At 64.0% G+C, this 21,660-nt stretch carries 25 protein-coding genes; 17 read left to right on the top strand and 8 right to left on the bottom strand.

Annotation, left to right across the window (positions count from 1 at the left end):
* Positions 1–76 precede the first annotated feature (76 nt).
* Complete coding sequence (locus SA496_RS01775; protein ID WP_330114956.1) at positions 77–688, bottom strand: 3'-5' exonuclease; 612 nt, start codon at positions 686–688, stop codon at positions 77–79.
* 24 nt (positions 689–712) lie between these two features.
* Positions 713–1,192, bottom strand: coding sequence for an NYN domain-containing protein (locus SA496_RS01770; RefSeq protein ID WP_153921453.1), 480 nt, complete (start codon positions 1,190–1,192; stop codon positions 713–715).
* 90 nt (positions 1,193–1,282) lie between these two features.
* Between SA496_RS01770 and SA496_RS01765 the strand changes: the two genes are divergently transcribed.
* The 5 genes from SA496_RS01765 to SA496_RS01745 all read left to right on the top strand — a co-directional run bounded on the left by SA496_RS01765 (position 1,283) and on the right by SA496_RS01745 (position 4,534).
* Positions 1,283–1,843, top strand: a complete 561-nt coding sequence (locus SA496_RS01765; RefSeq protein ID WP_256673252.1) for a cysteine hydrolase family protein — start codon at positions 1,283–1,285, stop codon at positions 1,841–1,843.
* 101 nt (positions 1,844–1,944) lie between these two features.
* Positions 1,945–2,733 carry a substrate-binding periplasmic protein gene (locus SA496_RS01760; RefSeq protein ID WP_256660867.1) on the top strand — a complete coding sequence of 263 codons (789 nt, stop codon included), beginning with the start codon at positions 1,945–1,947 and terminating at the stop codon, positions 2,731–2,733.
* Positions 2,734–2,776: 43 nt separating this feature from the next.
* On the top strand, positions 2,777–3,256 hold the full coding sequence (locus SA496_RS01755; RefSeq protein WP_153921457.1) for a YbaK/EbsC family protein: 480 nt from the start codon (positions 2,777–2,779) through the stop codon (positions 3,254–3,256).
* 75 nt (positions 3,257–3,331) lie between these two features.
* Positions 3,332–3,994: a YciC family protein gene (locus tag SA496_RS01750; protein WP_120653082.1), complete on the top strand. Its 663-nt coding sequence runs from the start codon at positions 3,332–3,334 to the stop codon at positions 3,992–3,994.
* 102 nt (positions 3,995–4,096) lie between these two features.
* Positions 4,097–4,534, top strand: a complete 438-nt coding sequence (locus SA496_RS01745) for a VOC family protein (protein ID WP_153921459.1) — start codon at positions 4,097–4,099, stop codon at positions 4,532–4,534.
* Here SA496_RS01745 and SA496_RS01740 read toward each other — a convergent pair.
* Together SA496_RS01740 and SA496_RS01735 are read right to left on the bottom strand one after the other, a co-directional pair.
* A complete protein-coding gene (locus SA496_RS01740; protein WP_120653084.1) occupies positions 4,528–5,331 on the bottom strand; it encodes a substrate-binding periplasmic protein in 804 nt (267 codons plus the stop codon). The two genes, SA496_RS01745 and SA496_RS01740, sit on opposite strands and share 7 nt — an antisense overlap.
* Positions 5,332–5,344: 13 nt before the next feature.
* Complete coding sequence (locus SA496_RS01735; protein WP_120653085.1) at positions 5,345–5,593, bottom strand: CDGSH iron-sulfur domain-containing protein; 249 nt, start codon at positions 5,591–5,593, stop codon at positions 5,345–5,347.
* Positions 5,594–5,682: 89 nt separating this feature from the next.
* Here SA496_RS01735 and SA496_RS01730 point away from each other — a divergent pair, with 89 nt between their 5' ends.
* Positions 5,683–6,768 (top strand): endonuclease/exonuclease/phosphatase family protein, encoded by a 1,086-nt coding sequence (locus tag SA496_RS01730; protein WP_120653086.1) that lies wholly within the window; start codon positions 5,683–5,685, stop codon positions 6,766–6,768.
* Positions 6,769–6,852: 84 nt separating this feature from the next.
* On the opposite strand, the gene SA496_RS01725 is transcribed toward SA496_RS01730, so the two are convergent.
* On the bottom strand, positions 6,853–7,731 hold the full coding sequence (locus SA496_RS01725) for a LysR substrate-binding domain-containing protein (protein WP_330115611.1): 879 nt from the start codon (positions 7,729–7,731) through the stop codon (positions 6,853–6,855).
* Between the two features lie 134 nt (positions 7,732–7,865).
* On the opposite strand from SA496_RS01725, the gene SA496_RS01720 reads away from it, so the two are divergent.
* From SA496_RS01720 to SA496_RS01705, 4 genes are read left to right on the top strand one after another with little or no spacing between them, the layout of a single operon-like run.
* Entirely contained in the window at positions 7,866–8,915 is a 1,050-nt protein-coding gene (locus SA496_RS01720; protein WP_330114955.1) for an agmatine deiminase family protein, read from the top strand.
* Positions 8,916–8,919: 4 nt separating this feature from the next.
* On the top strand, positions 8,920–9,828 hold the full coding sequence (gene aguB, locus SA496_RS01715) for an N-carbamoylputrescine amidase (RefSeq protein WP_153921463.1): 909 nt from the start codon (positions 8,920–8,922) through the stop codon (positions 9,826–9,828).
* Between the two features lie 2 nt (positions 9,829–9,830).
* The gene (locus tag SA496_RS01710) at positions 9,831–10,934 is read left to right on the top strand and encodes an extracellular solute-binding protein (RefSeq protein WP_330114954.1); all 1,104 of its coding nucleotides are present in this window, start codon (positions 9,831–9,833) and stop codon (positions 10,932–10,934) included.
* Positions 10,935–10,988: 54 nt separating this feature from the next.
* Complete coding sequence (locus SA496_RS01705) at positions 10,989–12,113, top strand: agmatine deiminase family protein (protein WP_330114953.1); 1,125 nt, start codon at positions 10,989–10,991, stop codon at positions 12,111–12,113.
* A 74-nt stretch (positions 12,114–12,187) separates the two neighbouring features.
* On the opposite strand, the gene hrpB is transcribed toward SA496_RS01705, so the two are convergent.
* Complete coding sequence (gene hrpB / locus SA496_RS01700) at positions 12,188–14,713, bottom strand: ATP-dependent helicase HrpB (RefSeq protein WP_330114952.1); 2,526 nt, start codon at positions 14,711–14,713, stop codon at positions 12,188–12,190.
* Positions 14,714–14,839: 126 nt separating this feature from the next.
* Here hrpB and SA496_RS01695 point away from each other — a divergent pair, with 126 nt between their 5' ends.
* The 6 genes from SA496_RS01695 to SA496_RS01670 all read left to right on the top strand — a co-directional run bounded on the left by SA496_RS01695 (position 14,840) and on the right by SA496_RS01670 (position 18,319).
* A complete protein-coding gene (locus SA496_RS01695; protein WP_120653092.1) occupies positions 14,840–15,259 on the top strand; it encodes a polyribonucleotide nucleotidyltransferase in 420 nt (139 codons plus the stop codon).
* A 1-nt stretch (position 15,260) separates the two neighbouring features.
* A complete protein-coding gene (locus tag SA496_RS01690; protein WP_120653093.1) occupies positions 15,261–15,764 on the top strand; it encodes a DinB family protein in 504 nt (167 codons plus the stop codon).
* The gene (locus SA496_RS01685; RefSeq protein WP_120653094.1) at positions 15,761–16,648 is read left to right on the top strand and encodes a cation diffusion facilitator family transporter; all 888 of its coding nucleotides are present in this window, start codon (positions 15,761–15,763) and stop codon (positions 16,646–16,648) included. The genes SA496_RS01690 and SA496_RS01685 overlap by 4 nt, the downstream gene beginning before the upstream one ends.
* 59 nt (positions 16,649–16,707) lie before the next feature.
* Positions 16,708–17,127 carry an MAPEG family protein gene (locus tag SA496_RS01680; RefSeq protein ID WP_120653095.1) on the top strand — a complete coding sequence of 140 codons (420 nt, stop codon included), beginning with the start codon at positions 16,708–16,710 and terminating at the stop codon, positions 17,125–17,127.
* A 333-nt stretch (positions 17,128–17,460) separates the two neighbouring features.
* Entirely contained in the window at positions 17,461–17,940 is a 480-nt protein-coding gene (locus SA496_RS01675) for an Lrp/AsnC family transcriptional regulator (RefSeq protein WP_016490763.1), read from the top strand.
* A 175-nt stretch (positions 17,941–18,115) separates the two neighbouring features.
* Positions 18,116–18,319 carry a DUF2788 domain-containing protein gene (locus SA496_RS01670; protein WP_077525185.1) on the top strand — a complete coding sequence of 68 codons (204 nt, stop codon included), beginning with the start codon at positions 18,116–18,118 and terminating at the stop codon, positions 18,317–18,319.
* Between the two features lie 28 nt (positions 18,320–18,347).
* On the opposite strand, the gene SA496_RS01665 is transcribed toward SA496_RS01670, so the two are convergent.
* On the bottom strand, positions 18,348–18,914 hold the full coding sequence (locus tag SA496_RS01665) for a pseudouridine synthase (RefSeq protein ID WP_162945841.1): 567 nt from the start codon (positions 18,912–18,914) through the stop codon (positions 18,348–18,350).
* A 138-nt stretch (positions 18,915–19,052) separates the two neighbouring features.
* On the opposite strand from SA496_RS01665, the gene SA496_RS01660 reads away from it, so the two are divergent.
* Positions 19,053–20,102, top strand: a complete 1,050-nt coding sequence (locus tag SA496_RS01660) for an MBL fold metallo-hydrolase (RefSeq protein ID WP_330114951.1) — start codon at positions 19,053–19,055, stop codon at positions 20,100–20,102.
* Positions 20,103–20,141: 39 nt separating this feature from the next.
* Here the strand turns inward: SA496_RS01660 and amn are convergent, their stop codons facing one another.
* Complete coding sequence (gene amn, locus SA496_RS01655; protein ID WP_120653098.1) at positions 20,142–21,623, bottom strand: AMP nucleosidase; 1,482 nt, start codon at positions 21,621–21,623, stop codon at positions 20,142–20,144.
* Between the last annotated feature and the right edge of the window lie 37 nt (positions 21,624–21,660).

The raw sequence follows: 21,660 nt of genomic DNA, 5'->3' as shown, positions 1-21,660 counted from the left end.
TCCGAGCTCCGCGAGGCCCAACGATTCCGGGTCGACCCAGCCGTTGGGCTTCGCTCTGCACCAACCTACGGGATGCTTACCCCTCCCGATGCCGCTTGAGCGCCTCGGGAATCTTTGCCGCGGGCACCTTCTGCAGGCTGCAGAACAGCTGGTGCGATACCGCGCTTATCCCGTGTCTTTCCCGTAGACGCCCGGCCAGGTGCAAGGTGAGGTTCGCGGCCATTTCGGCGTCGGCCAATGCCCGGTGGGCCTTGCCGGTGTCAGGCAGATTCGCCCAGGCGTTCAAGGTGCCGAGCTTGTGGTTGGGCGCCTCGGGCAACAGGCGGCGAGCGAGCAGCAAGGAACAGGCGAACGCCTGGCGACGGGAGCGACCAATGCGCGCCAGTTCGAAGTCCCAGAACTTCTGATCGAAAGACGCGTTGTGCGCCAGCAGTGGCAGGTCGCCGATGAAGTCGGCTGCCTCGCCCATCACCTGCTCCGCCGGTGGCGCTTCGCGCACCATGGCGTTGGTGATGCCGGTGAGGCCCTGGATGAACGGAGGAATCGGTACGCCTGCGTTCATCAGGCTCTGGTAGCGATCGACGATGCGACCGCCCTCAAGGATGACGACGCCAATCTCGGTGGCGCGGCAGTCGTTGCCCGGCGTGATGCCGGTGGTTTCGAAGTCGATGACAGCTATGGGGTCCACAAGATGTTCCAGGTTGGAGGCGGTTCAGTTGCGCTTCAGCAGGGGGTCTTCGATGGGCTGGTAGCGGCTGGCTGCACGAATCAGCGATTGCGCGGTCAGGCCGGGCACCCCATACACCAGGGTTTCCACACCATGGGCCTGGGCCACCCGCTCCAGTAGCAGGTCGAAGTCGCCGTCCCCCGAGGCCAGCACTATCAGGTCAACCCGAGGCGCGGCGTCGAGCACATCGATGGTGATGCCGACGTCCCAGTCCCCCTTGGCCGATCCGTCGCTGCGCTGGATGAACGGTTTGAGCTTCACGTTGAAGCCCAGATTGCGAAGGATCTGCTGGAACTGCTGCTGCTTCGGGTCCCCGCGGTCGATGGCGTAAGCGTTGGCTTCGACGATATCGCCTTCGGCACTGACACTCTGCCAGAAGGCGCCATAGTGGAAGTGGCAACCATAGGCATGGCGCACCGTGTAATAGAGGTTCTGCACGTCGGCGAATACGGCGATTTTCTTCAATGCAGCTCCTCGCCGCTGGCTGGCGGCGACTCGATGGGGGTAGATTGCGGCCAGTATGCCAGCCTCAGGGAACGGAAAGTGGATACGACCTTGCAGAACACTCCCGGTGCCCTGCTGATCATCGATCAGCAGCAAGGTATCCGCAGCCTGGACAAGCCGCGCAACAACCCCGATGCCGAAGTCCGCATCGCCGCCCTGCTGGCACGCTGGCGTGACGCCGGGTGGCCGCTGGTACATATCCGCCATATATCGAGAGAGGCGGCTTCGGTGTTTGCTCCCGGGCAATCCGGCGCCCTGTTCCAGCCGGAATTCATGCCTCGGGAGCGCGAGCAGGTGCTGGAGAAGAATGTTCCCGATGCCTTCATCAACAGCGGCCTGGAGCACTGGCTGCGAGTGCGCGGCATCGATGGGCTGGTGATTGTCGGTGTAGCCAGCGAGAACTCGGTGGAAGCTACGGCTCGCAGCGCCGGCAACCTGGGCTTTGCCACTACCGTGGTAGCGGACGCCTGCTACACCTTCGCCAAGACCGACTTTGCCGGCCGCCCGCGCAGCGCCGACGAAGTCCACGACATGGCCATGGCCAATCTGCAAGGCGAGTACGCCCGGGTGCTGTACACGGACGAACTACTCGCGAACTCGCCAACACCCTGAGGACGGACGTCTATAGTTTCAACTAACCCCGCAAGCATCGAGAACGGGGAAGACGCCGCGACCCACCGCATGGGTCTGTTGCAGGGAGCAAGGCGCTCGCCATGGCAGGCGGCGCTGTCTGGCAGTCACTCCAGCCGCAGGCCGTGTTCCAGGGCTATTGTGCAATGCGAGTTCATGGATGCTGCCTGCTTGCCCTGCTGCTCCTGTCCACCCCCAGCCATGCCGAGGCGCGCCTGGTATTCAGTGCGTTTCCCGATCAAGGCCTGCCGCTGTTCCAGATCTGCAAGCGCATCCTCGTGGAAGCCTACGGCGAACTCGGCATCAGCATCGAGACCCGCGCCGCCCCGGCCGCACGCGCCCTGCAGTATGCCGAGCGTGGACTGAACGACGGCGAGTTGTGCCGTACCAGACTGGTAGCCGAACAGCGTAGTGACCTGCTGCTGATCCGCACGCCCCTGTTCGAGTCCTATGCGGTCGCCTTCGCCAATCGCCCGTTACAGCTGCGCGGCTGGTCCAGTCTCAAGCCCTACCTCGTGGGTTTCGAGCGCGGCAAGGCGGCCCTGGAACTGCGACTCAAGGGGGTGCGGATGTCACCCTCCAACGGGGTGGAGAACGGCATGCGCAAGCTGGCCGGTGGTCGGGTGGACGTGCATGTGGAGGACTACTACTCAGGCATGTGCATCCTGCGCCAGAGCGGCATGCGCGGTATCCAGCCGTTGCATCCGGTGCTGGAGCGTTTCTCCATGCACCACTACCTGAACCCACGCCATCGCGATCTGGCGCCACGGCTGGAGGAAGTGCTGCGGCACATGGCGCAGAGGGGTCGCCTGCAGGAGATCGAGCGACAGGTCCTGCATGAAGCAGGATTGGATGACCTCAGCCCACCCTGAGCGATTATCATGGCGCTCCCGTTTCTCGCCTCCCGGATTTCCGATGTCGCTCCACGCCCGCAATCTGGCCCTGCTCGACGAACATGCCATCCGTTACCGAGAAGTCGTTCACGAACCCGTACTCGACTATCCGACCGCGCATGCGGTGCGCGAACGCTTCGGCCTCCTCGGGGTGGAAAGCAAGAGCCTGTTCCTGCGCCTGAAGAATGGCGGCTACGCAATGCTGGTGACCCTGGAAGGTGCGCGCGCCGATTGGGCCCAGCTCAAGACGCTGCTGGGCGCTCGGCCGAGCGTCGCCAGCGACGACGAGTTGGTGGCGATGACTGGCTGCGTGCCCCAGTGCGCTTGCCCCCTGGGCCACGCCGGGGAAATCGCGCTGGTGTTCGACGAGGCGATCTTCCGGCACGACTACCTGATCTATTCGCCCGGCCCACCGGAGTACACCCTGGAAGTGCCCACCGCCGACCTCGCCCGTCTGTTGCCGCAATTACCGAACCGGGTGCTGCGCTATCGTTCTGAGTGAGACGGCCTTTGGAGGCTGCCCTGGCTTGGGCTAAAGTGCCCAAGACCAACTGCCGCAAGATGTGAATGCCCGCTGATGAATCCGTTCGAGCTGCTGCGCGCCTCCTGGTATTTCTTCTCCCGAAACGTCGGCGAAATCGCCTTGCTCTGCCTGCCTGCCATCCTCACCGAGGCGATTGCGCAGCAGGGTCTGATCGCGTGGCTCGGCCCGGATAAGTCCCAGGGTGCCTCGATCATCGTCAGCATGCTGTTCTATCCGCTGTACGTCGGTGCGCTGATCATCTTCGTCGACAGCCGCAGCCACCGCATCCGCCTGAAACCCCGGCAGGTTCTGGAGATGGCCATTTTCCGCTGGCCGTCCTTCGCGGTACTGGCTGCCATCAGCACCCTGCTGATCATGGTCGGCGCCTGGATGCTGATCATTCCCGGACTCTACGTGATGATCAAACTGGCCTTTGCCGAGTACCTGTTGGTGCTCGAGGGCAAGTCCCCGCTGGATGCCATCAAGGAGAGCTTCACCCTGACCGGTGGGCATTTCTGGACCATCCTCGCCTGCGTGCTGCTGGTGATGGGGCCGATCTGGCTGGTGGACTGGTTCGCCTATCGTGAGCTCGGAGAAAATCCCGACCCGGTCGGCACGGTGATCCTGGAAACCTTCAATAGCTTCTTCCAGCTTTTCGTCAGCGTTGCCCTGTACCGGATGTTCACCCTCGTGACGGAACGAGCGGTCGAGCAGTGATTCCCTATAGGGAAATCTTCTGAAAACACCCCACACGCATCGCGCAGAGTAGTTTTTCAACGGACTGCTAGGCTTTTCAGGCCACTCAAGGAGGATCCCTTCATGGCTGAGAATCCCAGCATCCTGTCCCACATCTCGGTGGGCACCAACGACTTCGACCGCGCTGTCGCCTTCTACGACAAGGTGCTGCCCACCCTGGGCTGCAAGCGCATCATGGAACACCCCGGCGCCGTGGCGTACGGTCGCGAGTACCCGGAGTTCTGGGTGCAGTCACCCATCGACGGCCGACCGGCCAGTGTCGGCAACGGCACCCACATCGGCTTCTTCGCTCCCAGTAAGGAAGCGGTGCTGGCCTTCTTCGAAGCGGCACTGGATGCCGGCGCCACGGGCGACGGCCAGCCCGGACCGCGCCCGGAGTATGGCGAGCCCTACTACGGCTGCTTCGTCCGCGACCTGGACGGCCACAAGATCGAAGCGGCGTTCTGGGACATGGAGCTGGATCCGGGCTACGAGATTTACGTCGAGCCCCACGCTCACTGAGCGCCGGGGCGATAGCGTCGCGCGGCGTCCAGCACCCAACCCTCGTCGATCATCTGCCCAAGTGCCTGGGCAATGGCCGCGCGCTGGGCCTGCAGCGGACGCTGGCGCGAGAAACCGAGAAAGAGTTCGGTCCGGGCCGGAGGCCGATAGGCGAGTTTGACGATACGTCCGGCCAGTGCCGGATCCCGCAGTAATTCGTAGTCCACCTGGCAGTCGGTGCCAATCACCAGCGGCAACCGCTTGTGGCGCAGCATGTCCAGTAATTGCCCTTCATTACCGACCCCGACCTTGCGCAGTGCCTGGTCGGAGTCGAAGGGTTCGAAATAGGCCGAGCCCCGCACGAAACCGATGTCGTACTGCCCCAACTGCGGATAGCCGGAGACCCGCTGGGCCAGCTCGGGGCGGCTGTAGAAGCGCGGCGCGCAGGTGAAGTAGGGGCGCTCCAGGTAGTCGATATAGCGCACGCGCTCGGCCGTACGGGCGAGCCCGGTCATCAGGTCCGCCGAGCCCTTTTCCAGCGCGGCCAGCCCTCGCGACCAGGGCGCACGCTGCACCTCGAAGCGCAGCCCGGTGCGGCGCTCGAGTTCGGCCAACAGGTCCATATCCAGGCCACGCAGCTGACCCCCTTCGCTGGCGATGCGAAAGGGCGGCCAGACGTCGGTCATCACACGCAGCGGGGGATGGTCGTCGGCAGCGACCAGGCCAGGCAGCAACAGCAAGCTTGCGAGCCAGAAGCGAAAACGCCCCGCTTTGTAAATCAAGGCCAGGAATGACCAGAGGACTGCGCCCAGCTGCATGCCGGCTCCCGGATCAGTCTTGAAGTTCGTTATGGGTGCCATCACAGCAAGGTGGCGATTGGCTATGTTTGCAGCCACAGAAATACAGGGTTTCGCTGACATCTGCATGGAATTTGAGTGGCGCCAGGCCTGTGCCTTTGTGAGACCCGTCACAGAATGGCTGTTGCTGGCTGCGGCCGCAGCGACACCAGAAGTAGTCCTTGCCTGCCACCACCTCGACCTCATAGGGGCCCTTCTGGGCGATCCTCACTTCGCTGCTCATGGCATTTCTCCGGGGCGCGCCTCGGCTTGGGCCGCAGCGGCGGCTCGGTTATGCTCGCCCTCTTCCAGCATAGATGCCAGCCCCCGACGATGCCCCGAGTCCTGCGTTTCGCCCTGCTCAGCCTGTCGATCTTCGCCATCGGCTTGGTCGCCCTGATCTATGCGCTGACCTGGCATCCCGCAGCCCGCGAACCGGCCATCCTGGCCTGCCAGGCCGAAGCACCACAACTGCAACCCGGGCAGGCGCTCAAGGTGATGACCTGGAACCTGCAGTACCTGGCCGGCAAGCGCTATGTCTTCTACTACGACCTGCCCGATGGCAATGGCCCGGACGAGCGCCCCACTCCGGAAGACCTCGCATACAGCCTTGACGAGGTCGTCCGGGTGATACGCGAAGAGCAGCCGGATATCGTCAATCTCCAGGAGCTGCACGAAGGCGCTCGCGCCACCGACTACCAGGACCAACTGACCCTGCTCCAGGAGCGCCTGACCGACCTCTACCCGTGTGCCAGCCAGGCCTTCTACTGGAAAGCGGCATTCGTGCCTCACCCGCATATCCTCGGCAGCGTCGGCATGAAGCTGGCCACCCTCAGCCGCTTCCGCATCGAGAGCGCCGAACGCCTGCAACTGCCGCTGGAAGAAAACGACCCGGTCAGTCGCCAGTTCGACAAGAAACGAGCGCTGCTGGTGAGCTATCTACCAATTCGTGGTGGTGGACGCCTGGCCGCGATCAACACCCACCTGGATGCATTGGCCGCGGACCAGGAAACCCTCAAGCGCCAGGTAGCCATGACCCGCGGTCTGCTCGATCAACTGCAGAGCGAAGGAATGCCCTGGGTATTGGCGGGCGACTTCAACCAGCTACCACCCGGGCAGTACGAGCAGCTGTCCGCAGCCCAACGTAGCCGTTACGCCCACGACAGCGAGCTGAAAGCGCTGTGGAGCCGCTACCCGATGATCCCCAGCATCGAAGAAACCAGCAGCGCGCAGCAGGCCCAGTGGTTCACGCACTACCCCAACGATCCACGGGTGAAAGGACCGGACCGCACGCTGGATTACGTGTTCCACAGTGCCAACCTGACCCGCATCGAAGCGCGGGTGCGCCAGCAAGACACCCTGCGCATCTCCGATCACCTGCCGCTGACGGCGAGGTTCTTCCTTCCATCGGGGCATTGAGGATCGACTCGGCATGACGCTGCACGCGTTGGAGCGCGCTTGCTCGCGAACCTCCTGTGCAAATCTTCACGAGCAAGCTCGCTCCTACTCAAAGCCTCGATTCGTATCCGCTTCGAGTGCCCCAACCAGCCAATCGCAGAAACTGCGGGTGAGCGGGTCGCCTTCGCTATCGCGATGCACCAGCCAGCTCCAGTTCGGTCCACGTACCGTCTGCTCCACCAACGGCACCAGCAGGTCCTGATCTCGCGCGCGTCCGGCCAGCAGCTGGCTGACCAGAGCAATTCCCAATCCTTGGCTGGCTGCGTCCAGAAGCAGGCCAGGATCGGAGAAGTTAAGTCCCTGGCTTTGCTGGCCGACTTCAGCGCCGCCCTGCACTTCCCAGTGGCTCCAGTCCATCTCGCGCTCGCCGTGCAGGGTGGTGCGTTCAGCCACTGCCAGATCCAGAAGTCCAGGGTGGCAGGCGGGATACAGGCGATCCTCCAGCAGCACGCGAAAACTGCACTCGGCCTGTGCGCTCAGGTCGTCACGTACGGCAATGTCGATGGTCTGGGTCGCCATGTCCGGTGTTTCATCGGTGGTCAGCAGCCAGAGGTCGACTTGCGGATGGCGCTGGTGGAAGTCCGCCAGCCTCGGTACCAGCCAGTGGCGGGCGAACGCCGGTGTGGTGTTGACCACCAGTTGATTGGGCTTGCGGTACTGGTCCAGGCGGCGAATACCCACGGCCAACTGCTGCAGCAGCGACTGGGTAGTGCTCAGCAGGTCGAAGCCGGCGTCGGTCAGTGCGACGCTGCGGCCGCTGCGGAAGAACAGCGGCTGTTCGAGAAAACTTTCCAGGCTGCGAATCTGTTGGCTGATGGCGGACTGGGTGAGGTGCAGTTCTTCGGCTGCCTTATGGAAGCTGCCCAGGCGGGCGGCCGCCTCAAAGCCACGCAGGGCATTCAGGGGGGGCCAGTGTTTGAGCATCATCAATAAGCCTTGCTAATCAGTAATCAGCAAAATCTATCGTTTGTTCGCGCGTTTTTACAGGCCTAGCATGCAAGCCATCACCGCATTCGCGGTTAATCAGTGATAACAAAATCTTAACTGAAGGCTCTTGTATGCAATTCACCGATTTGCAGAACGGCTGGGTCATGCCCGCCGAATGGGTACCGCACGCCGCCACCTGGATGGCCTTTCCCCATAACCAGGCACTGTGGGAGAACGGCTGGGGCGTAACCCTCGCCGAAGTCCAGGTCGACTTCGCCCGTGTGGCTAACGCAATTGCCCGCTTCGAACCTGTGCGGATGGTGGTGGACCCTTCCGCCGTGGCGCGGGCGAAGGAGCTCTGCGGGCCGAACGTCGAACTGATCGAGCTGGCGATCAACGACAGCTGGTGCCGTGATTCCGGCCCCAGCTTCGTCTGCCATCCGCGACTGGGCACGGCCGGCGTCAACTGGCGCTTCAACGCCTGGGGCGGCAAGTCCGCCTTCGATCTGGACGAAAGCCTCGCCCGACGCATCCTCGGCCACCTGGGCCTGGAATGCTTCGATACCATTCTGACCAACGAAGGCGGTGCCATCCACGTCGACGGCCAGGGCACGCTGATCACCACCGAATCCGTGCTGCTCAATGGCAACCGCAACCCAGGCATGAGCAAGGTGGAGATGGAAGAAATCTTCGCTCGCCTGCTGGGCGTGAAGAAAACCATCTGGCTGCCGGGCGACCCCGAGTACATCACTGGTGACATGACCGATGGCCATGTCGATGGTGTGTGCGCCTTCGCTCGTCCGGGTGCGCTACTGGTAGATGCCACCCGCGATCAGTCCTCGGACTACGCCCGGGTGGCACGCGAAAACCGCCGTGCCCTGGAGCTTTCCACTGACGCTCAGGGGCGTCGCTTCGAAATGCTCGAACTCTTTGAAGCCAGCGAGGCGGTGGACCAGGACGCCGAGGTGTTCTGCGCCTCCTACACCAACTTCTACATCGCCAATGGCGCGATCATCATGCCCGCCTATGGCATTGCCGCCGACGACGAAGCAGCCGCGACCCTGCGCCTGGCCTTCCCGGGACACGAAGTGGTTCCGGTGCAGATCAACCAACTGGCCCATGGCGGTGGCGGCGTGCACTGCATCACCCAACAACAGCCGGCCTGGCCGCTGAAGGGGTAATGCGATGACCATGCTCACCGTCGCCACCACCCAGTTCGCCTGTAGCTGGGACCTGGAAAGCAATCTCGACCAGGCCGAGAAACTCGTGCGGGAAGCTGCTGCCAAGGGGGCGCAGCTGATCCTCCTGCAGGAGCTGTTCGCCACTCCGTACTTCTGCATCGAGCAGGACCACAAGCACCTCGCCCTGGCACAGGAATATGGCCACAGCCCCGTGCTCGAGCGCTTCGCCGACCTCGCTCGCGAACTGGGAGTGGTGCTGCCGCTGAGCTGGTTCGAGCGCGCCGGCAACGCCTGTTTCAATTCCCTGGCGGTGGCCGATGCCGACGGCCAACTGCTCGGCGTGTACCGCAAGACCCACATCCCCAACGCCATCGGCTACCAGGAGAAGGAGTACTTCAGCCCCGGCGATACCGGCTTCCGCGTCTGGGATACCGCGTTCGGCCGCATCGGCGTCGGCATCTGCTGGGACCAGTGGTTCCCCGAGACCGCGCGCTGCCTGGCGCTGATGGGTGCCGAAGTGCTGCTCTATCCCACTGCCATCGGCTCGGAGCCGGGAGCTGCCGGACTGGACTCCCGCGACCACTGGCAACTGGCCCAGCGCGGTCATGCCGCTGCCAACATCCTCCCGGTGATCGCCGCCAACCGCGTTGGCGAAGAAGTGGCGACGACTGATCCGGAACTGCGGATGCGTTTCTATGGTTCGTCCTTCATTACCGATCACAAGGGCAAGCTGCTGGCAGAGGCCGACCGCGACAGCAGTGGTGTGCTGCTGCAGCGGCTGGACCTCGCCGCCATGCGCGAGGAGCGCCTGAACTGGGGCATCTACCGGGATCGCCGCCCGGAAATGTACGGCCCGCTGCTGGGGCTGGACGGTCGTCAAACCCACGAACGCTGGCAGCGCCAGGGAGCCTGAAGATGAACGTCATCAAGAAGCTGTTGATCGTCTCGCTGGGCCTTGGCCTGGGCTGCGCGCAACTTTCCGCCCAAGCGGAGGAGAAGGTCTTGCGTCTGTACAACTGGGCGGACTATTTCGCCCCGGACACCATCAGCGACTTCACCCGGGAGACTGGTATCCAGGTCATCTACGACGTGATGGACAGCAGCGAAACGCTGGAAGCCAAGATGATGTCCGGCAACAGCGGCTACGACCTGATCTTCCCCGGTGACACCGTGGCCGAGCGCCTGATGCGCGCCGGAGCCCTGCAGAAGCTGGACAAGAGCAAGCTCGAGCACCTGGATGACGTCGAGCCCGGCCTGCGCACGCTGCAGACCCGCTACCCGTACTCGCGCCACGCGACGGTTCCCTACACCTGGGGCACCATCGGCATTACCTACAACCAGGAGATGATCGACAAGCGCCTGGCCGGTGCACCGGTCAACAGCCTGGACCTGATCTTCAAGCCCGAGCTTGCAGCGAAGTTCGCAGACTGCGGCATTTCGATGATCGACTCGCCCGACGAGGTGCTGGCCGTGGTGCTCAACTACCTCGGCCACGACCCCCGCAGCGCAAGACCGAACGAACTGGCCGACGCGGTCGCGCTGCTCAAGGGCATCAAACCCTACATCCGCAAGTTCCAGTCGCAGCCGGTCACCCAGCTGGTCAACGGCGATATCTGCCTGTCGCTCGGCTACAGCGGCGACATGACCCAAGCCCAGCGCACGGCGGACGAAGCCCGCAAGCCGACCCACTTCCAGTACCGCATCCCGCAGGAAGGCACCACGGTCTGGATGGACACCATGGCTATCCCCGCCGACGCCCGCCACCCGGAATACGCCTATGCGCTGATCAACTTCATCATGCGTCCCGAGAACATGGCAGCGATCAGCAATGCCACCGGGTACCCGACCTCCAGTGCCAAGACCAGGCCGATGGTGGCTGCCGACATGCGCAACAACCCGGACATTTATGTCGATGAAGCCACCTACGCTCGACTGATCCCCGGCAAGGACATCCCGCAGCGCGACATGCGGGCACGAATGCGCGCCTGGACCACGTTCAAGACCGCCATTCACGACTGATCCAACACGCACCGCGGCGACAACGGGCCCACCCCATCCAACAGAGGAAAATCCATGTCTACACGTCGTGACTTCATCAAGCAGCTGATGACTGCCAGCGGAATCGGCGCAGTTGCTTCCCTAGGCCTAGGATTCAGCGCGGCCCGTGTGCCCGCGGCACTGGCCGGCAGCTGGTACATGCCCGACGAACAAGGCCCGCAGGAGCGGGTGATCGTGGCGTTCGCCGCTTCTTCCCGCGTCTGGGAGGGCTGGGAGACCGCAGTCAACAACACCATCGCCCTGTTGGCCAAGACCATCGCCAGGTACCAGCCGGTGACAGTGCTGTGCCGCGCCAATCAGCTGTCGCAGGCCAAGAGCAAATGCGGCACCACCAACATCGAATTCCTGACCATGCCGCTGGATGATGTCTGGGTGCGCGATTACGGCGGCTGCTTCGTGGTCGATGGAGCCGGCGGCCTGGGCCTGGTGGACTTCAACTTCAACGGCTGGGGCGCCAAGCAGACTGCGGCCAACGACACCCGCGTGGCCGACACCCTCAGCTATGAGATGGAAGCCAGCTACATCCGCAGCGCACTGGTCGGCGAAGGCGGCGGCATCGAGGTGGACGGCCATGGCACCGCAATCATGACCGAAAGCTGCTGGGTCAACAGCAACCGCAACCCGGGGATGAGCCGGGGGCAGATCGAAGCCGAGCTGAAGGCCAACCTCGGCCTGCGCAAGATCATCTGGCTGCCAGGCATCAAGGACAAGGACATCACCGACGCCCACGTCGACTTCTATGCGCGCTTCGTCAAACCCGGCGTGGTGATTGCCAACCTGGACAACGACCCCAAGTCCTACGACTACGCGGTGACCCGCAAGCACCTGGAAATCCTCAACGCTGCCACGGATGCCGATGGCCGCAAGCTGGTGATCCATACCCTGCCGCCGCCCCTGAAGGTGCGCAGCAACCAGTACACCAGCAACAACCCGGATTTCGCGCCGGGCTACATCAACTTCCTGCCCGTCAACGGCGCAGTAATCGCCCCGCAGTTCGGTGACGCGGCGGCGGACAAGTACTGCAAGGACCTGCTAACCAAGCTCTATCCGGGCCGCGTCGTGGAGCAGATCAACATCGACCCGATCGCCGCCGGCGGTGGCGGCATTCATTGCGTGACCAAGAACCTTCCACTCATTTGAGCTCAGGTCGAGATCCTATAGGGCGGCACCCTGCCGCCCTTCTCCTCTGCCTCGGATAAGGACAGGTCGTAGCGCTACGACTTGCGCGGCTTGGCCCGAGCGGTTGGCTCTGCCACAAGGGGGTCATCCGGCCAGTAGTGTTTCGGGTACCGCCCTTTCAGGTCTTTTTTCACATCCGCATAGGTATTGCGCCAGAAGCTGCCCAGGTCCTGGGTGACCTGTACCGGCCGCTGGGCCGGTGAGAGCAGGTGCAGCTTCACCGCCAGACGCCCCCCGGCGATTCGAGGGGTGTCAGCCAGCCCGAACAGTTCCTGCAGGCGCACCGCCAACACGGGCGGGAACTCGTGATAGTCCAGGCGAATGCTCGACTGCGAGGGCACTTGCAGGGTGCGCGGCGCCAGCTCATCCAGGCGCTGCGGCAGCGGCCAGGGCAACAGCCCCTGGAGGATGCCGGACAGTTCCAGGTTGGCGAAATGCGATAGCCGCGAGACCTTGCCCAAATAGGGCAGCAGCCAGTTTTCCAGTGTCGCCAGTAGCGCCGCGTCACTGACATCCGGCCACTCGCTCTTACCCTTGTCTTCCAGGTCAAGCCGACGCAGCAGGTTCACCCGCGCCTGCCATTGGCGGAGCTCAGGCGTCCACGGCAGGAGCTCCAGACCCTTGCGACGCACCAGCCCGAGCAGGGCGCGCGAACGCGCCTCGCCGTCAAGTTCGGTCAGTGCTTCACGGGCCAGCACCAGCTCGCCGACCCGGACCTGCCGTTCGGCACGCAACACACCTTCGCGCTCGTCCCAGTCCAGCAGGTCCTGGCGGCTCACTTGTTCGCTCAGGGCTCCGTCAAACAGTGCCGGGTCGAGGTCGGCCGCCAGGTAAATGCGTTCTTCGCGCTGCCCCTGGCGACTGCCTAGGTCGGCAATCACCAACCACGGCTCCTTCATCAAGGCGTCCGGCTCGCCGAAGGTGGCAGCACGCCCATTGGCGAGACGGTAATCAGCGCCCCCCGAACGGCGTTGCTGGGCGATCCGGTCCGGATAGGCGAATGCCAGCAGGCAGCCGAGCCAACGCGAATGCTCCGGGTCGTTCACCGGCTCGCTGGCCGGGCCACGCAGGTAGGAGCGGAATTGCCGCGCCAGCTGACGGGCGCGCTGGACGCCGCCGCGAGAGCCGCGAGCCGTGCGCTCTTCGCCTGCCAGCAGCGCGAGGCGGCTATGCAGGTCGGCACCGCCGCCGCGCAGGATGTCGCGCTCCCCTAGTAGCGCGGCGAGGTCGCAGGCCAAAGCACCAAGCCCCAGCGCCTGTCCACGCAACAGCAAGTGGGCAATGCGCGGATGGGCCGGCAGCTCGGCCATGGCCTGGCCGTGCCGGGTCAGGCCACCGCCTTCGTCCAGGGCGCCCAGGCGTTGCAGCAGGTCGCGACCTTGGGCGTAAGCGGCAGCGGGAGGTGGATCGAGCCAGGCCAATTCGTTGGGATCAGCAATGCCCCAGCGCGCCAATTGCAGAGCCAGACCCGCGAGGTCGGCCTGGAGGATTTCCGCACTGCCGTGGGCAGCCAGCTGTTCATGCTGAGCCTCGGACCAGAGCCTGTAACAGGCACCCGCTTGCAAACGGCCCGCCCGGCCGGCGCGCTGGGTTGCCGAGGCCCGAGAGATGCGCTGGGTATCCAGCCGGGTCATGCCGCTGGCGGGGTCGAAGCGCGGCACCCGCTCCAACCCGGCGTCCACTACGACGCGTACGCCGTCGATGGTCAGGCTGGTTTCGGCGATGTTGGTGGCCAGCACTATCTTGCGCTTGCCAGCCGGAGCCGGCTCGATGGCCGCACGCTGGGCGGCCAGATCCAAATCGCCATGTAGCGGACAGAGCAGGATGTCGGGGCGGCCGTCGAGGCGCTCTCCCAACTGCTCGGCAACACGACGTATCTCCGCCTGGCCGGGGAGGAACACCAACAGGCTGCCGGGTTCGTCGGCAAGTGCCTGGAGCACGGTCTGCACCACCTTGGGTTCAAGCGCATCGCCTGGCTGACTGGCGCGCCCCCAGCGCTGCTCCACCGGGAACATGCGACCTTCGCTGCGCACCACCGGCGCCTCGTCGAGCAGACGCGACAAACGCTCGCCTTCCAGCGTGGCGGACATCAGCAGCACCTTCAGCGCCGGCTCGTCGCGCAGCAAGGCGCGGCCGTTCAGGCAGAGGGCCAGAGCCAGATCGGCATCGAGGCTTCGCTCGTGGAACTCGTCGAAAATCACCAGCCCCACGCCCTCGAGCGCCGGGTCTTCCTGGAGGCGGCGAGCCAGGATGCCCTCGGTCACCACTTCGATGCGTGTGCGCGGGCCGACCTTCGATTCCAGGCGGATGCGGTAGCCAACGGTTTCCCCTACCGACTCCCCCAGTTCGCTGGCCAGGCGCTCGGCGGCCGCCCGGGCGGCCAGGCGGCGCGGTTCCAGCATCAGGATGCTCTGTCCGGCGAGCCACGGTTCGTCCAGCAGCGCCAACGGCACGCGGGTGGTCTTGCCAGCGCCGGGCGGCGCCTCCAGCACAGCTTCGTGGCGAGATTGCAGGGCGGCCCGCAGGTCGGGCAGGACGGCATCGATGGGTAGGGGATTCATGGGTACTCCAGGCAGGCGCAAAGTATACCGGCGAACTGCCAGTTCCTTGCCGGGGTCTTAGATGAACCAGGCGGTTTTGAAACGAACGCCTTGGTATAGTTGCGATCTTTCGACCAGGAGATGCATATGCGCATTGCTTCCCGTTGGATCGGCGGCGCCGTCGCCGCTGCTCTGTTCACCCAGCTCACCGCCTGCGGCACGCTCTTCTATCCGGATCGTCGTGGCCAGATCGAAGGCAAGATCGACCCCGTGGTCGCCGCGCTGGATGCTATCGGCATTCTTTTCTATGTGATCCCCGGCCTGATCGCCTTCGCCGTCGATTTCGCCACCGGCGCGATCTACCTGCCCGATGGCCAGACCGCACAAGTCGCCCCTGAAACCCTGCGCGAGGCCATCGGCGCCGATGGCAAGGTCGACCCGGTGCGCCTGAAGTCGATCATCGCCCGTGAAACCGGCCATGACCTGCCGCTGGACAACCCGCAACTGCTGCAGCGCAGCGGCAACCTGCAGCAGTTGGCTGCATACGGTCTGCACCCGGCGGCCTGAAATGGGCGAGCTGGCGCGGCATTTCCAACATCTGCTGGCTTACCACGCCTGGGCGTACCAACGTCTGCTGGATAGCCTGCGGCAAGTGGATGACGCGGCGTACCGCGCCCCGTGCGGGCTGTTCTTTGGCAGCCTGCACGGCACCCTGAATCATCTGGCTGCAGTGGACCGCATCTGGCTGGCAAGGGTTCGCCAGGAACCCCAGCCCTATGATCGACTGGATGTGGAAGTGGCCAGCGGCCGTGACGAACTCGCCACCTGCCTGGCGGCAGGCGTCCAGGCCTGGCAGGCACAACTGGTCGGCCTGGATGACGCGACCCTGTTGCGCCCGCTGGATTACCGCAACATGCGCGGCGATCCACAGCAGCGTTCGCTGAGCGATATCGTCACCCACCTGGTCAACCATGGCACCCATCACCGGGGCCAGGCCTCCGCCGCAATCTCGGCAATGGGCCTGGAGACGCCAGCCATGGACTTCATCTACTTCAAGCCGGAGTCGGCATGACCTCATCCCGCCAGCACGCGCAGTTGCTGCGCCTGGCCACTCGCGCCTCACTCGTTGTCGCCATCACCCTGGTCATTGCCAAAGCCATTGCCTGGGCCATGAGTGGCTCGGTCAGCTTGCTGGCCGGCCTCACCGACTCTCTGATGGACAGCGCAGCGTCATTGCTCAACCTGCTGGCGGTGCATTACGCACTGAAGCCGGCAGACGACGATCACCGCTACGGGCATGGCAAGGCCGAGGCCCTGGCAGGCCTGGCCCAGGCGCTGTTCATCAGCGTCAGCGCCGTACTGGTGGCCGCCCAGGCGTATGAACGGCTGAACGACCCGGAACCGCTCGGCGCGCAGGCGCTCGGCATAGGCGTGATGATCCTGTCGCTGGCGCTTACCGCCGGCTTGCTGATGCTCCAGCGCCGGGTGATCCGCGCCACCGGTTCCTCTGCGATCCGTGCCGACTCGCTGCACTATCGCTCCGACCTGCTGCTCAACGGCAGCATCCTCCTCGCACTCATCCTGGCGAGCTTCGGCTGGCAGCGGGCCGACGGGCTGTTCGGCATGGGTATTGCCGGATACATCCTCTGGAGCGCGATCGGCATCGCCCGGGAATCGATCTCGGTATTGATGGACGAGGAGCTGACGCCCGCCATCAGCGCCGACATGCACCGGCTTGCCTGCTCCGTCCCGGGTGTACTCGGCGCTCATGACCTGCGCACGCGAATCTCCGGCAACCATTGGTACGTGCAATTGCACCTGGAACTACCGGGCGAACTGACGCTATCCCGCGCCCATGTACTCTGCGAGGAGGCGGCGCAGGCCATCACCGACCAGTACCCGCGCGCCGAAGTGCTGGTGCACGCCGACCCCAGTGAAGTGGTTAAACACGACTAGAGTAATTACTCTAAAACTTCTAGACTCGCTCGCTCCATAACAAGAACGAGGAGTCCGCAATGCCCCTGTCCCTTTCCGCCACCACCCTGCTCGGCCTGGTCGCCTGGAGTCTGCTGCTGGTTTTCCTGATGGTGAACCAGCGTGGCCTGCTGGTGCTGACCGGGCGGATGAGGGTCAACGCCTTCGCCGCTGATGGCAGCAACACCCCCGGCGCCTTCGGGCAGCGCCTGGTGCGCGCCCATGCCAACACCCTGGAAAACCTGCCGATGCAGGCCGCGCTGTTGCTCTATGCCATCACCACCGAGCAGACCGCCGTCACCGATCCACTCGCCGGTTTGTTGCTGGGCGCCCGCTTGTTCCAGAGCCTCGTGCACCTCATCAGCACCAGCGCGCTGTTCGTCTGGCTGAGATTTGCCGGGTTCTTCGTGCAGCTGGCAATCATGGCCTGGTGGCTGCTAAAGCTGGCCGGGGTGATCTGACGCCTCAGGAAGCTAATAAAAAAGGGGGCCCCGTACAGCGGGCCCCCTTCGGGAAATTCGTCCTGTGCTGGCGATTTTGTCGCCGCTTTCATCGCCTGCCTGATTGGGCAGTGCGGACCCGGGGGCCTGCTCGATCCGGTTGGGTCGGCGGCGCCGACACACCTGATTGGGCGGGTCGGGTGGACTTGCTGTCCGGGCCGTGAAACTGAGAGAAATATTACGGCGACGAACGCGACGAATGATTGCGAATATTGCTCACAAAAGTACTGCTTGCGCAATTAATCACCAAAGCAGCAATATTCACAGCAATCAGAACAAAGAGATGGCTCTGCAATGGAAAAACTCGATCGATACGACCTCAAGATCCTCGCCGAATTGCAGCGCGACGCGCGCATCTCGAATCAAGAGCTGGCCGAACGGATCGGACTGTCACCTTCCCCCTGCTCTCGGCGGGTAAAGCAGCTGGAGGACGACGGCTACATCGTCCGCCAGGTCGCGCTGCTTGACCGCAAGAAGCTCGGCCTCAGCCTCACCGCCTATGTGTTGATCGGCATGGATCGCCACACACCGGAACGCTTCGAGCATTTCCAGGAAGTCATCCGTCAGTGTCCCGAGGTGCTGGAGTGCAGCCTGGTGACCGGAATGGAGGCGGACTACCAGCTGAAAGTGGTGGTACCAGACATGGACCATTACCAGCAATTCCTGCTGGGCCAGTTGACCCGGATCGAAGGCGTGACCAGCGTGCGTTCGAGCTTCGTGCTCAATCAGGTGTTGAGCAGCACCGAGCTGCCCCTGGGTCATCTGCGCGGCTGAACGGACCTCGCGCGACGGACGGCTTGGCGTATAATCGCCGCGCTTTGCTGCACCCCTCGCGTGGCCCCGCCTCACAAGAGCCTTCCGGCTCACGGAATCACAAGTGCACCGCCCCGCTTTCCGCCCGGCCCTCGGCCCTGCGGGTGCAGCCTGTATTCAGCCCAAGAGGTGTGAGATGAGTCCGGAGAAGTTCGAAGAATTGATGATGACAGCGATGATCGCCGTTCTGGTGGCCTTCATGGCCTTCATCGTCTGGGACCTGGCCAAGAAGTCCAAGGCGGGTCGCTTCGGCACCATGATCCTGTTTCTTGCCCTCGGCCTTGGCGTGCTGGGCTTTGTCATCAAGACGCTGGTGATCGGCAGTATCGAAGGTCTTTGAGCAGCCCGAAAACCCAGGCGGTGCCGACTTAGAGCATCGCCGGCACGTCCCGGTATTCTCCTGGCTCCAGCCCATCGAGGCTCCAGGGACCAATGCGTACCCGCACCAGCCGCAACGTAGGCAAGCCAACTGCAGCGGTCATGCGCCGCACCTGACGGTTACGTCCTTCACGAATCACCAGTTCCAGCCAGGTGGTAGGTACGCTCTTGCGAAAACGCACCGGCGGATTGCGCTCCCACAGCGCAGGCTCTTCGATCTGCCGGGCCTCGGCGGGCAGGGTCGGACCGTCATTCAGCTCCACGCCTTCACGCAGCCGTTTCAGTTGCTCGTCACTGGGCTCCCCCTCCACCTGCACCCAATAGGTCTTGGCGAGTTTGTGCTTCGGATCGGCGATTCGCGCCTGCAGCTGGCCATCGTTGGTCAGCAGCAGGAGGCCTTCGCTGTCGCGGTCGAGGCGACCGGCGGGGTAGATGCCGGGGATCGGGATGTAGTCCTTGAGGGTCGCGCGGCCGTCGCCGTCGCTGAACTGAGTCAGCACGTCGAAGGGCTTGTTGAACAGCACCAGGCGCGGCTCCACCGGGGGCGACTTGGCCACACGACGGGGCGCAGCAGGGCGACGGGAAGCAGGGCGAGAGGGACGAGTTGGGCGCGACATGCCTGGAAACGGGTTGGCGGTCTGGGAATGGGAGAGGCATGCTAGGTTGACTGCCTCCCCGCCGCAAGAGAGAACGCCATGCCGCGCGCCCTGCGCCCCACCTGGCTGATCAACCTGATGACCCTCGCAGGCTATCACCGCTCGCCCTATCGCGGTCCGGCGACGACCAACTTTGACGGCCGTCGATTCCGCAACCTCGAACCCAAGCCGCACAAGGACCTGCGGTCCTTCCTGCGCTGGCAGTTCAGTCGCGAGAAGCAGGCGGACTGGCTCGACCAGCCCGGCCCGGCCGTGCCGCCCGAGGTTCCCGCGCGCGTGCAAGGCAACGAACTCCGGGTCACCTACATCAATCACGCCACCCTGCTGCTGCAACATCGCGGACTGAACATCCTCACGGACCCGGTCTGGTCGCAGCGGGTCAGCCCGTTCAGCTTCGTCGGCCCCAAACGCCATCACCCGCCGGGCCTGCAACTGGACCAGTTGCCGCCCATCGACCTGATCCTGGTCAGCCACAACCATTACGACCACCTTGACCTGGAAAGCCTGCGCGGACTGGTAGAGCGCTTTCCGCAGGCCACCGTCGTCAGCGGCCTGGGCAATGGGATGCTGATCCGGGAGGCCGGCTTCAAACAGGTGGTCGAACTGGACTGGTGGCAGGAGATGCCGCTGGTCGGCGACCTGAAGCTCCACTCGGTGCCGGTCCAGCATTGGTCGGCGCGGACCCGTAGCGATACCAACGAAACGCTGTGGATGGGCTTCGTCATCGAGTCGCCCGACGGTCCGTTCCTGTTCCCCGGTGATACCGGTCTGGGGCCAGAATTCCGCCTCATTCGCGAACGCTTCGGGCCGATGCGCTTCGCCGCGCTGCCCATCGGAGCCTACGCACCGCGCTGGTTCATGCGCGACAACCACATGAACCCGGACGATGCGGTCCAGGCGCACCAGCAACTGGAATCCCGCAACAGCCTGGCCATCCACTTCGGCACCTTCAACCTGACCGATGAAGGCCAGTTCGCCCCACCCCGCGACCTCGGCAAGGCCCTGGCCGATTGGAAGGTGGAAGCAGAGGTGTTCCGCGTGCCGACGCCGGGGTATCAGTGGCTGATTCCCCCCATGAGCCATGAATGAAAAAGGGCCACGAGATGCGGCCCTTTTGCTTGTCGATCTTTAGCGGAACGGCGGCTCGTCGAAGCTGCGCAGCTTGCGCGAGTGCAGTGAGTTGAGCTGGGTACGCAGCAGGTCGAGTGCGGCAATGCCGATGCGCAGGTGCTGGCTGACGGCGCGCTGGTAGAAGGCGCTGGCCGAACCGGGCAGCTTGATCTCGCTATGCAGCGGTTTGTCGGAAACGCACAGCAAGGTTCCGTAAGGCACCCGCAGGCGGTAGCCCTGGGCCGCAACCGTGCCGCTTTCCATGTCCACGGCAACCGCCCGTGACAGGTTGATCAGCGGCCGTTCCTGGGCCCAACGCAGCTCCCAGTTGCGGTCGTCGTAGGTGAGTACGGTGCCGGTACGCAGGCGGCGCTTGAGGTCTTCGCCGCGCTCGCCAGTGACCTGCGCCGCCGCCTCCTGCAACGCCTGCTGCACTTCGGCCAGCGCCGGCAACGGGATGTTGGGCGGCAGCACGCGGTCGAGAATGCCGTCGCGACGCATGTAGGCATGGGCCAGCACATAGTCACCGATGGTCTGCGACTGCCGCAGCCCGCCACAGTGGCCGATCATTAGCCAGCAGTGCGGACGCAGTACGGCCAGGTGGTCGGTGATGTTCTTAGCGTTGGACGGACCGACGCCGATATTCACCAGGGTTACGCCATGGCCGTCGTTGGCGATGAGGTGGTAGGCCGGCATCTGGTAACGGTGCCAGACCACGCCGTCGACGATGGCCTGCATCTCGCCTTCGTCCATGTCGCGCTCCACCACCACATTGCCCGGCAGGACCATGCGCACGAAGCGTGGATCCTCTCGCAGCTGGTCGATGCCATGACGGATGAACTGGTCGACGTAGCGGTGATAGTTGGTCAGCAGGATCCACGGCTGAACGTGCCGCCAATCGCTGCCGGTGTAATGCACCAGGCGGCGAAGGGAGAAGTCCACCCGCGCTGCGTCGAACAGGGCCAGCGGCAGCGGATCGGTGTTCTCCCAATCGTAGAGTCCGTCGGCCACGCCATCGGTAGCGGCAGAAAGGTCCGTACTGGGGAAGACCCGCGCCAGTTCGGCGGCGGTCACACCGGACCCTGCCAGCTCATCACCATGCTCCACTACATAGGGATACGGGATGTTCTGCTGGCTGGTACCCACTTCCACCTGCACGGTGAAGTCGTGCATCAGCGGTCGCAGTTGTTCAAGGAGATAGGTGCGGAAGGCGTCCGGGTGGGTGACGGTGACACTGTAGTTGCCCGGTACCTGGATCTTGGCGAAGGCGCGGGTCGTGGAAGGGACTTCGCCCTGGCAGCGGTACGTGATGCGCAGCAACGGATAGCGGAACGACGCACGCTGCGCGGCATTCGGCTCGACGCGTTCCTTGATGTAGTGTTTCAACGCCTGACTAAGGGCACCAGTGGCCTGCCTGTGCAGCTCGGAGAGGCGGTCAACGGCTTCCTCGGCGGTTTCGGCAATCACAAAATCGTTCGGTTCGAGGCTCACGGTCGGCATCCTGTCTATTCGCTCTGGACCTATCTTGCCTGCTTGG

Source organism: Pseudomonas sp. JS3066 (assembly GCF_036328175.1).
GTDB lineage: Bacteria > Pseudomonadota > Gammaproteobacteria > Pseudomonadales > Pseudomonadaceae > Metapseudomonas.
Note: the sequence above shows the minus strand (reverse complement) of the source record. Positions and strands in the feature narration are given on the sequence as shown.